Source organism: Mycobacterium sp. TH-M103, from assembly GCF_057473785.1.
In genome coordinates this window covers 1-9,932 of sequence record NZ_JBYCLG010000305.1, presented here as the reverse complement: position 1 = coordinate 9,932, position 9,932 = coordinate 1, and the positions used below count along the sequence as shown (strand labels likewise).

11 protein-coding genes and 1 pseudogene are annotated in these 9,932 nt (G+C 68.7%); 10 read left to right on the top strand and 2 right to left on the bottom strand.

Features of this window, described 5'->3' with window-relative positions; genetic code table 11:
• A pseudogene (locus AC2VOR_RS17090) lies at positions 1-119 on the bottom strand (hypothetical protein); the annotation flags it as partial.
• Between the two features lie 265 nt (positions 120-384).
• On the opposite strand from AC2VOR_RS17090, the gene AC2VOR_RS17085 reads away from it, so the two are divergent.
• The 10 genes from AC2VOR_RS17085 to AC2VOR_RS17040 all read left to right on the top strand — a co-directional run bounded on the left by AC2VOR_RS17085 (position 385) and on the right by AC2VOR_RS17040 (position 8,852).
• Positions 385-1,224, top strand: coding sequence for an SH3-like domain-containing protein (locus tag AC2VOR_RS17085; RefSeq protein WP_369736282.1), 840 nt, complete (start codon positions 385-387; stop codon positions 1,222-1,224).
• Between the two features lie 57 nt (positions 1,225-1,281).
• Complete coding sequence (gene scnC, locus AC2VOR_RS17080; RefSeq protein ID WP_369736281.1) at positions 1,282-1,980, top strand: thiocyanate hydrolase subunit gamma; 699 nt, start codon at positions 1,282-1,284, stop codon at positions 1,978-1,980.
• Between the two features lie 21 nt (positions 1,981-2,001).
• Positions 2,002-2,352 (top strand): thiocyanate hydrolase, encoded by a 351-nt coding sequence (locus tag AC2VOR_RS17075; RefSeq protein ID WP_369736279.1) that lies wholly within the window; start codon positions 2,002-2,004, stop codon positions 2,350-2,352.
• A 63-nt stretch (positions 2,353-2,415) separates the two neighbouring features.
• Positions 2,416-3,321, top strand: coding sequence for an alpha/beta fold hydrolase (locus AC2VOR_RS17070; RefSeq protein ID WP_486964182.1), 906 nt, complete (start codon positions 2,416-2,418; stop codon positions 3,319-3,321).
• Positions 3,322-3,337: 16 nt separating this feature from the next.
• A complete protein-coding gene (locus AC2VOR_RS17065; RefSeq protein ID WP_369736278.1) occupies positions 3,338-4,129 on the top strand; it encodes an LLM class F420-dependent oxidoreductase in 792 nt (263 codons plus the stop codon).
• A gap of 130 nt (positions 4,130-4,259) precedes the next feature.
• On the top strand, positions 4,260-5,000 hold the full coding sequence (locus tag AC2VOR_RS17060; RefSeq protein WP_369736277.1) for a GntR family transcriptional regulator: 741 nt from the start codon (positions 4,260-4,262) through the stop codon (positions 4,998-5,000).
• Positions 5,001-5,048: 48 nt separating this feature from the next.
• Positions 5,049-6,824, top strand: a complete 1,776-nt coding sequence (locus tag AC2VOR_RS17055; protein ID WP_486964181.1) for an ABC transporter substrate-binding protein/permease — start codon at positions 5,049-5,051, stop codon at positions 6,822-6,824.
• A complete protein-coding gene (locus AC2VOR_RS17050) occupies positions 6,821-7,570 on the top strand; it encodes an amino acid ABC transporter ATP-binding protein (protein ID WP_369736276.1) in 750 nt (249 codons plus the stop codon). The genes AC2VOR_RS17055 and AC2VOR_RS17050 overlap by 4 nt, the downstream gene beginning before the upstream one ends.
• Positions 7,571-7,635: 65 nt before the next feature.
• A complete protein-coding gene (locus AC2VOR_RS17045; protein ID WP_369736275.1) occupies positions 7,636-8,139 on the top strand; it encodes a MarR family winged helix-turn-helix transcriptional regulator in 504 nt (167 codons plus the stop codon).
• Positions 8,140-8,186: 47 nt separating this feature from the next.
• The gene (locus AC2VOR_RS17040) at positions 8,187-8,852 is read left to right on the top strand and encodes an SDR family oxidoreductase (protein WP_369736274.1); all 666 of its coding nucleotides are present in this window, start codon (positions 8,187-8,189) and stop codon (positions 8,850-8,852) included.
• A gap of 6 nt (positions 8,853-8,858) precedes the next feature.
• Here the strand turns inward: AC2VOR_RS17040 and AC2VOR_RS17035 are convergent.
• A partial coding sequence (locus AC2VOR_RS17035) for a class I tRNA ligase family protein (RefSeq protein ID WP_486964180.1) occupies positions 8,859-9,932 on the bottom strand: 1,074 nt, incomplete at its 5' end.

Here is a 9,932-nt window from a genome sequence, read left to right as displayed (position 1 = left end):
GGGCGCAACCTACGCCCATCGCGACCTGCTCAGCCGGATCCGCCAGCCGCGGTCCGGTCAGCATCCGCCGGGCGGTCGAACGGCCCATCCCCCGTGGTAGCCACCACCCGATCCAAGATCGCGGTCTTATCCGCCTTCGACGCCTTGCGGTACTGACCACGCAGTTTGTTGGTTACCTGCCGTCTCGCGGCCATATCGATCTTGCCCTCCACACCGGGCAAGCCTCTCTGGTTACGCGCTCAAAATAGGTGAGGCACCGCCGTCGGCCACGCGCTCAAAGTAGGTGAGGCACGCCGAGGGCACCCGCGATGCCGTCAATTGCGAGTACCATCATTCCCGGCAGGCGCTCGCCTCAGCGAATTGTTTGCGAGGAATAGAGTCTTGATGAGTAACGCCGCGGAGCGGGAGAAGCAGCTGGCGTTGGTATCGCGCCTGAAGGCGACCTATCCGGAGATTCCGGAATGGCCCACCCCGGACATGATCACCTCTGATCGTTACTGGGCGTACCTGAAGCCCAACCAGGATCAGGGCGGTCAGCTGAATGTGGCCGAGCCCTTCCTGGACAAGGAGGAAGAACAGTGGGAGCTGATGACCTACGTGCTCTGCGAGGTTCTCGGGTGGGGGGGCGTCTGGGTTTCGGAGGAACGGCGTCGAACCGCCGACGTCGATGTGGGTCTGCCGATCTATCTGGGCCTGCCCTATTACGCGCGCTGGCTGTGGTCGGTGGGCAAGATCCTGCTCGAGAAGGAGTACGTCACCTGGGGTGAGCTGACCGATCGTCTGGCCGAGGTGCAAGCCCGCTACGCCGGCGGTCTCAACGGGCGACTGCCGAAGGCCCAGCCCAAGTTCCAAGGCAACGGCCCGAAGGTCAAGCGCAACCGCAACCACATCGAAGCACTCGGCAAGGGCGACCCGGGGATGTATGCCGGCAAGGCCGGCAAGGCCGGGTTCAAGGTCGGTGACCGGGTGAGGGTGCGCGAGCTGCCGGCGATGTTCTACACCCGTACCCCGGAATATCTGCGCGGCGCCGAAGGGGTGATCGCCGAGGTCGCCTATGAGAGCCCGGCCCCGGAGGATGAGACCTGGGGTCGCGAAGACGTCAAGCCGGAGTGGTTCTACATCGTGCGGTTCAAGCAGGCCGACCTGTGGGATTCCTACTTCGGCCACGCGAACGACACTTTGCAGACCGAAATCCCGGAGCGCTGGCTGCACGCCGCCGGCTGACGCGGCGTCGTTTGCTGCTCGTGATTCCCGTTGTACCCGAAAGGAATACACCGAACTATGTCTGATCACGACCACGCGCGCACCGTCAAGCCGATGGTCGACGAGATTACCGACTTCGAGGTTCTCGAGATCGCCCTACGCGAACTGTGCATCGAGAAGGGCCTGTTCACCGCAGAGCAGCATCGCATCATGACCGAGTACGCCGAGCAGATTGGCCCCACCCCCGCGGCCCGACTGGTGGCCAAGGCCTGGTTGGACCCGGAGTTCAAGAAGCTGGCGCTGACCGACGCGATCACCGCCAGCAAGGAGATCGGCGTCGACTGGCTGGAGCCCACCGGCTTCGGCACGCCCAGCGACTTCTGCGCTTTCAAGATTCTCGAGGACACTCCCCAGCTGCACCACGTGATCGTGTGCTGCCTGTGCTCGTGCTACCCGCGGCCCATTCTCGGCAACTCGCCGGAGTGGTACCGCACCCCGAACTACCGACGTCGCATCGTCCGATGGCCACGACCGGTGCTCGCCGAGTTCGGCCTCGAGTTGCCCGTCGACGTCGAAGTCCGGGTCGAGGACTCCAACCAGAAGCACCGCTTCATGGTCATGCCGATGCGGCCGAAGGGCACCGAGGGGTGGACCGAAGACCAGTTGACAGAGATCATCACCCGCGACTGCCTGATCGGCGTCGCCTTGCCCAAGCCCGCCGTCACCACCAACGTGATCACCGCGACCCGTCCGGCCATTCGTCCGGTGGTTGAGTGACCGACCTGGGAGGCGAAGCCCATGAGTAGCGCAGAGGAATTCGTCGTGCTCGACGAGATCGTGGAGCGCAACCAGTCGTGGCCGGTCATGGCCGCCAAGTACGGTGTCGCGAACCCCTTGCCTCCGTGGAAGACCAGCCTGGACGGCCTGTGCGACGCCCTCGACCGCTTCTGCCGCGACGACGAGCTCGACTTCAGCGTCACAAAGCGCCGGGACGAGGAAGACGAGCTGTCGGCGAGCAGGTATGCCAACCTGCCTTACCCGGAGAGCCAACTGGTGGCACTGGCGCATTCGCTGATCGCGCGCGGCGTCATCGACGAAGGGGAGCTCAGACAGCGACTGGCCGGCATTCGGGCCAGACTGGAGGCCTGACGCGAAGCATGCGACGTCGAAACACCCGGGGCTTAGCTCGTAATGTCTGAGATCGTGAGCGAGATGTACGAGGACGAGCTGACCGGCCTGTCGGAGTTCTCCCTGCTGTCCGAGAACGCCGAGCAGGCCGGGGTGACCGGCCCGCCGCCCGAGGTGCAGCGGGTCGAGTCCGGCGCCGGCAACGACCGGATCAGCGCGCTGCGCTGGGGCGCCACTCCCCCACGGATCGTGTTCCTGCACGGCGGCGGGCAGAACGCGCACACCTGGGACACCGTGATCGTCGGGCTCGGCGAACCGGCGCTGGCCGTCGACCTGCCCGGCCACGGCCATTCCGCGTGGCGCGACGACGGCGACTACTCGCCCCACAACAACGCGGCCACCCTGCTGCCGATGCTGCGCGAGCACGCGCCGTCGGCCGAGCTCGTGGTCGGCATGTCGCTGGGCGGGCTGACCGCGGTGCGGGTGGCGGCGCTGGCGCCCGACCTCGTCAACGAGCTCGTCCTCATCGACGTCACCCCGTCGGCGCTGCAACGTCATTCCGAGATGACCAAGGAGCAGCAGGGCACGGTGGCCCTGATGCACGGCGAGCGGGAGTTCCCCAGTTTCCAGGCGATGCTGGATCTGACCGTCGCCGCCGCGCCGCACCGCGAGCCCAAGGCGCTGCGCCGCGGCGTGTTCCACAACTCGCGCCGGCTGGACAACGGCAACTGGACGTGGCGCTGGGACACCATCCGCGAATCCCCCGACTCCGCCGGCATGTGGGAGGACGTCGACGCCCTGGCGGCGCCCGTGACGCTCATTCGCGGCGGGTCATCGGGCTTCGTCAGCGACGAGGATGCGGCCGAACTCGGCAGGCGCGCAAGGCATTTCCGCGGCGCGCACATCGTGGAGAACTCCGGGCACTCGGTGCAGAGCGACCAGCCGCGCGCGCTGATCGACCTGCTGCGCACGGTGCGGGGCGCCCGCTGAGCCTACGGTGGGGGGTATGACTCCCACCTTCCCCGTTCGCATCGGCGTGCAGTTGCAGCCCCAGCACGCCCCGCACTACGGCCAGATCCGTGACGCCGTACGCCGCTGCGAGGACATCGGTGTCGACGTCGCCTTCAACTGGGACCACTTCTTCCCCTTGTTCGGCGATCCCGACGGGGCGCACTTCGAATGCTGGACGATGCTGGGGGCCTGGGCCGAGCAGACCTCGCGCATCGGAATCGGTGCGCTGGTGACCTGCAACTCCTACCGCAACCCCGAACTGCTGGCCGACATGGCCCGCACCGTCGACCACATCAGCGGCGGCCGGCTCATCCTGGGCATCGGTTCCGGGTGGAAGCGCAAGGACTACGACGAGTACGGCTACGAGTTCGGCACGGTCGGCAGCCGTCTCGACGACCTGGCGGAAGCGCTGCCGCGGATCAAAGACCGGCTGGCCAAGCTGAATCCGCGGCCGACCCGCGACATCCCGATCCTGATCGGCGGCGGCGGCGAGCGCAAGACGTTGCGGCTCGTCGCCCAGCACGCCCAGATCTGGCACAGCTTCACCTCCGCCGACGATTTCGCGGCAAAGTCGGAAGTGCTTGCCCGGCACTGCGCCGACGTCGGGCGCGACCCGTCCGGGATCGAACGCTCGGCCGCGGTCGACAACGGCGGCGGCGGGCTCGTCGCCAACGCCGAAGCGCTGGTGGGGCGCGGTGTCACGCTGCTGACCGTCGGCTGCGACGGCCCGGACTACGACCTGGGCGCCGCCGCAGAGCTGTGCAAGTGGCGCGATAGCCGGGGATAACCGGCCGCCCTGCTGTTTGCCCCGGCTTCATCGGCCCAACATCTGGTAGCACGCGCCAAGTCATGAGAAACTTCACAGCGCCGGCTGGCCGACGGTCGCTGAAGAGTCGTTTTAAGAGACGCGAGAACAGATGCCGAAGAAATACGGGGTCAAGGACAAGGACCAGGTCGTCGCGCATATCCTGCATTTGCTGCTGACGGGTAAGCTGCGCAGCGGCGACCGCGTCGACCGCAACGAGATCGCCGTCGGCCTGGGGGTCAGTCGCGTTCCGATCCAGGAGGCGCTGGTACAGCTCGAACACGACGGCATCGTGTCGACCCGGTACCACCGCGGCGCGTTCGTGGAGCGGTTCGACGAGGCCACCGTGCTCGAGCATTACGAACTGGAGGGCCTGCTCAACGGCATCGCCTCGGCGCGCGCGGCCGCCAACCCCACGCCGCGGATCCTCGGTCAGCTCGACGCGCTGCTGCGCTCGCTGCGGGCCGCCAAGGATTCGCGGACGTTCTTCGCGGCGGCGGCGGAGTACCGGCGCACCGTCAACGACGAGTACGCGGGCCCGCGGTTGCACGCCATGATCCGCGCCTCGCAGGAACTGATCCCCCGCGCGTTCAAGGTGAGCTCCCAGAGCGGCCACGGCGACGTGCTGCCGTTCTACGAGGACGAGACGGCCGCGATACATCGGCGCGATCCCGAAGCCGCGCGCGCGGCGTGCGTGGGCCGCTCCTACGGGACGGCCCAGGAGATGCTGGCCGAGCTGTCCCGACGCAGGGTCTTCACCGCGCCCGACGACGTAGTCCCCGTCCCCGCCGAGACCGTGCCGGTGCTCGCCGGCTCGGACACGGTCCTCGGCGAGCCGTCGATCGCGCTCTGAGCGGTCCGCGGCGGGCCGCGCCACCGGCGGGTCGATACGGTGGCAGGGATGACTTCGTGGGTGTGCCGTCTCGTGGCGACGCTCCTGCTGGTGTGCGGCCTGTCCGGCGCGCTGGCGCCGCGGGCCGCCGCCGACCGCAACCAGTGCGCGCCGGCCGGCCTGGACAGCGCGACGGTGCTGCCGAAGGACCTGATCAACCGCGCCGCCACCGAGCGGGGCGACCGGTACACCACCGCCACCGTGGAACCGCTGAGCGCGGTGGACGTCGACGCACTGGGGCTCGGCATACCGGGTGTGCTGACCGTGGGCACGCTCTCGGATGCCCCGCCGAACGCGTGCATCAACCCCACCGGCGGCTTCAGCGGCTTCGACAATCAGTTGCTGATCGCCGTCGCCAAGAAGCTGGGCCTGCAAGTCCGCTTCGTCGGAACGGATTTCGCCGGTCTGCTCGCCCAGGTCGCGTCGCGCCGCTTCGACGTCGGCTCGGCGTCGATCAAGGCCACCGACGCGCGGCGGCGCACCGCCGCCTTCACCAACGGCTACGACTTCGGCTACTACTCGCTGGTGGTACCGCCCGGGTCGCCGATCACGTCGTTCGGTGACCTGACCGCCGGCCAGCGCATCGGGGTGGTCCAGGGCACCGTCGAGGAGGCCTATGTCGTGGACACCCTGCACCTGCAGCCGGTGAAATATCCCGACTTCGCCACCGTGTACACCAGCCTCAAGACGCGCCAGATCGACGCGTGGGTGGCTCCGGCGCTGCAGGCGTCGACCACGCTGCGCTCGGGTGACCCGGCGGTGACCGTGGCGAACACCTACAGCCCGGGCGGCTTCGTGGCGTACGCGGTCGCCAAGGACAACAAGCCGCTGCTGGACGCGCTGAACTCCGGGCTGGACGCGGTGATCGCGGACGGCACCTGGGCCAACCTGTATTCGCACTGGGTGCCGCGCACCCTGCCACCCGGCTGGAAGCCGGGCTCGAAAGCCGTTGCCGCACCCAGCCTGCCGGACTTCGCCGCGATCGCCGCCGAACATCACAGCCGGCCGGGGGACCCCACCGCCCCGAAATCGGGGCTGGCGCAGCTGCGCGACTCCTTCCTCGACTGGGACCTCTACCGGCAGGCCGTCCCCACGCTGTTCGCCACCGGTCTGCCCAACACGTTGATCCTGACCGGCAGCGCCGGCGTCATCGGGTTGCTGCTCGGCATGGGCCTGGCGATCGCGGGGATCTCGCACTCGCGCTGGGTTCGCTGGCCGGCACGGGTGTACACCGACGTGTTCCGCGGGCTTCCCGAGGTCGTGATCATCCTCGTCGTCGGGCTGGGTTTCGGGCCGTTGGTCGGCGGCCTGACCAAACACAACCCCTATCCGCTGGGCATCGCAGCCCTGGGGATGATGGCGGCGGCCTACATCGGCGAGATCCTGCGCGCGGGAATCCAGAGCGTGGACCCCGGCCAGCTGGAGGCCGCCCGCGCGCTGGGCTTCAGCTACCCCGCCGCGATGCGGTTGGTGGTGGTGCCGCAGGGCATCCGGCGGGTGTTGCCGGCGCTGGTCAACCAGTTCATCGCGCTGTTGAAGGCCTCGGCGCTGGTGTACTTCCTGGGCCTGGTCGCCGACCAGCGAGAGCTGTTCCAGGTGGGGCGCGACCTCAACGCGCAGACCGGCAACCTGTCACCGCTGGTGGTCGCCGGCCTGTTCTACCTGAGTCTGACTGTGCCCCTGACTCATCTGGTGAACCACATCGACACCCGGCTACGCCGCGGGCGCGCCCCGTCCGGACCGGCGGCCGACACCGAAGCCGTGTTCGACCAGGAGATGACGTGACGACCGGCACGGCGAGTCGCCCGTCGGTATCGTTGGCGGCCAAGGAAATCCACCAGACCCTCGGCGGGCTGGCGGTGCTGCGCGGCGTCGACATCGAGGTTCCCGCGGGCAGCACCACCGCCGTGGTCGGACCGTCCGGGTCGGGCAAGTCGACGCTGCTGCGCAGCCTGAACCGGTTACACGAACCCGACAGCGGCGATATCCTGCTGGACGGCCGGTCGGTGCTGCGCGACGACCCCGACGAACTCCGTCAGCGCATCGGCATGGTGTTCCAGCATTTCAACCTCTTTCCCCACCTCAGCGTGCTGGACAACGTCGCGCTGGCACCGCGCAAGTTGCGCCGCCTGTCCGCCGGCGCGGCCCGCGACCTGGCGCGGACGCAGCTGGAGCGCGTCGGGCTCGGGCACAAGGCCGGCGCGCATCCCGCCATGCTGTCCGGCGGCCAGCAACAACGGGTCGCGATCGCCCGCGCGTTGGCGATGGCTCCCCAGGTGATGCTGTTCGACGAGGCGACTTCGGCGCTGGACCCGGAGATGGTCAAGGGCATTCTCGAACTGATCGCCGCGCTCGGCGCCGAGGGCATGACGATGATCGTCGTCACCCACGAGATGGGGTTTGCCCGCTCCGCATCCGACACGGTCGTTTTCATGGATCACGGCAAGGTCGTGGAATCGGGTCCGCCCGCTCAGATCTTCGAAGCCGCGCAGACGGAGCGCCTGCAGCGCTTCCTGGACCAAGTTCTTTGATGACCTAAAATAGTCGGCGTTAGCTATCTCGTCGGCGCCCCGCCGCGGGTTAGACTGGGCGGATTATGGCGGAAAGCGAGTCCACCGCGGCCGAGGTGACAGAGCTGGCGGAAGGTCTGCATCGCGCTCTGTCCAAGCTGTTCTCGATCCTGCGCCGCGGCGACCCCAACACCGACACGACCGGTGAGCTCACCCTGGCGCAGTTGTCGATCCTGGTGACTTTGCTGGATCAGGGTCCCATCCGCATGACGGACCTGGCCGCGCACGAACGGGTCCGCACCCCCACCACCACGGTCGCGATCCGGCGGCTGGAGAAGATCGGTCTGGTGAAGCGTTCGCGGGATCCGTCCGACCTGCGGGCCGTGCTCGTCGACATCACCTCGCGCGGACGGGCGGTTCTGAGCGAGTCGCTGGCCAACCGGCGCGCCGCCCTGGCCGCGATGCTCACCCAGCTGCCCGGCTCCGACCTGGACACCCTGATGCAGGCACTCGCGCCGCTGGAGCGGCTGGCCTCCGGCGAGCCGGCGCCGGGTCCCGCCGGAGCGTCGCCCGCACGCAAGCAGGCGTGAAAATACCTGGTAAGAAACGATTCTCGGCCATCGCATAGGCTCGGGGCATGCCCACTGCACTCATCACCGGCGCGGGCGGCGGAATCGGCTCGGCAATCGCCACCGCGCTCGCGCCGACGCACACCCTGCTGCTGGCCGGCCGGCCCTCCGGCCGGCTCGACGCCGTCGCCGAGCGGCTCGACGCCACCACGTTCCCCTTCGACCTGACCGACTCCGACGCCATCGAATCCAGCTGCGAGGTGGTCGACGGGCTCGACGTGCTGGTGCACAACGCCGGGGTATCCATCCCCGGCCACGTCGCCGAGTCCGCCGTCGAGGAGTGGCGCGCCACCTTCGAGGTGAATGTCTTTGGTGCGGTGGGGCTTACCTTGACGCTGTTGCCGGAGTTGCGGCGCGCCCGCGGCCACGTGGTGTTCATCAACTCCGGCGCGGGGCGCCGGGTGTCACCAGGCATGGCCTCGTATTCGGCCAGCAAGTTCGCGCTGCGGGCGTTCGCGGACTCGCTGCGCGAGGACGAGCCGGATCTTCGGGTGACCACGATCTTTCCGGGCCGCACCGACACCGACATGCAACGCGAACTCGTCGCGTTCGAGGGCGGCGAGTACGACCCCGCCAGGTTCCTGCGGCCCGAGACCGTCGCGGCCGCGGTCGCCGGAGCGGTCGCCACCGCGCCCGACGGTCACGTCCACGAGGTGGTGCTGCGGCCGCGCTGAGGGGCGTCAGATCACCAGGTTGACCAGCCGGCCGGGGACCACGATCACCTTGCGGGGAGTGGCGCCGGCCAGGAACGCCTGCACCTTCTCGTCGGCCAGCGCGGCGGCTTCCAGTGACCCGGCGTCGGCGGCGGCGGCGACCACGACCCGCCCGCGCACCTTGCCGTTGACCTGCACCGGGTACTCGACGGTGTCCTCGACGAGGTAGGCGGGATCGGCCTGCGGGAAAGGACCGTGCGCCAGCGAGGCGCTGTGCCCCAGCCGCGACCACAGTTCCTCGGCCAGGTGCGGGGCCAGCGGCGCCAGCATCAGCACCAGCGGCTCGACGGCCTCGCGGGGCACCGCGTCGCGGTGCTCCTTGGTGAGGTGGTTGGTGTACTCGATGAGCTTGGCCGCGGCGGTGTTGTTGCGCAGTGCCGCATAGTCTTCCGACACCCCGGCGATGGTGCGGTGCAGCACCCGCAGGGTTGCGGTGTCCAGCTCAGCCGTGTCGGCCACCCGACTCGCACCGGTGCCCTCGTCGACCACCAACCGCCACACCCGCTGCAGGAAGCGGTGCGCACCGACGACGTCCTTGGTGGCCCAGGGGCGCGACGCCTCCAGCGGGCCCATCGACATCTCGTAGACCCGCAGCGTGTCCGCGCCGTACTCGTCGCAGATCTCGTCGGGCGAGATCGAGTTTTTCAGGCTCTTGCCGATCTTGCCGAACTCCTGGAAGACCTCGATCTCGCCGCCGGGCCCCGCGTACACGAAGCGCCCGTCGCGTTCGACCACGTCCTCGGCCGGTACGTAGGAGCCGCGGGCGTCGGTGTAGGCGAACGCCTGGATGTAGCCCTGGTTGACCAGCCGGCGGTAGGGCTCTCGGGAGCTGACGTGGCCCAGGTCGTAGAGGACCTTGTGCCAGAACCGCGCATACAGCAGGTGCAGCACCGCGTGTTCGGCTCCCCCGACGTACAGGTCGACGCCGCCGGGGTCGTCCGGGCCGTGCTCGGCGGGCCGCGGGCCCATCCAGTAGGCCTCGTTCTCCTTGGCGCAGAACCGCTCCGAGTTGTGCGGGTCGGTGTAGCGCAGCTCGTACCA

What these genes read in the sequence shown, in the direction of transcription:
- AC2VOR_RS17055 (WP_486964181.1), top strand. Translation starts at nt 5,049, where the DNA reads ATGACTTCGTGGGTGTGCCGTCTCGTGGCGACGCTCCTGCTGGTGTGC.
- AC2VOR_RS17070 (WP_486964182.1), top strand. Translation starts at nt 2,416, where the DNA reads ATGTACGAGGACGAGCTGACCGGCCTGTCGGAGTTCTCCCTGCTGTCC.
- AC2VOR_RS17075 (WP_369736279.1), top strand. Translation starts at nt 2,002, where the DNA reads ATGAGTAGCGCAGAGGAATTCGTCGTGCTCGACGAGATCGTGGAGCGC.
- AC2VOR_RS17040 (WP_369736274.1), top strand. Translation starts at nt 8,187, where the DNA reads ATGCCCACTGCACTCATCACCGGCGCGGGCGGCGGAATCGGCTCGGCA.
- AC2VOR_RS17045 (WP_369736275.1), top strand. Translation starts at nt 7,636, where the DNA reads ATGGCGGAAAGCGAGTCCACCGCGGCCGAGGTGACAGAGCTGGCGGAA.
- AC2VOR_RS17060 (WP_369736277.1), top strand. Translation starts at nt 4,260, where the DNA reads ATGCCGAAGAAATACGGGGTCAAGGACAAGGACCAGGTCGTCGCGCAT.
- AC2VOR_RS17085 (WP_369736282.1), top strand. Translation starts at nt 385, where the DNA reads ATGAGTAACGCCGCGGAGCGGGAGAAGCAGCTGGCGTTGGTATCGCGC.
- scnC (WP_369736281.1), top strand. Translation starts at nt 1,282, where the DNA reads ATGTCTGATCACGACCACGCGCGCACCGTCAAGCCGATGGTCGACGAG.
- AC2VOR_RS17065 (WP_369736278.1), top strand. Translation starts at nt 3,338, where the DNA reads ATGACTCCCACCTTCCCCGTTCGCATCGGCGTGCAGTTGCAGCCCCAG.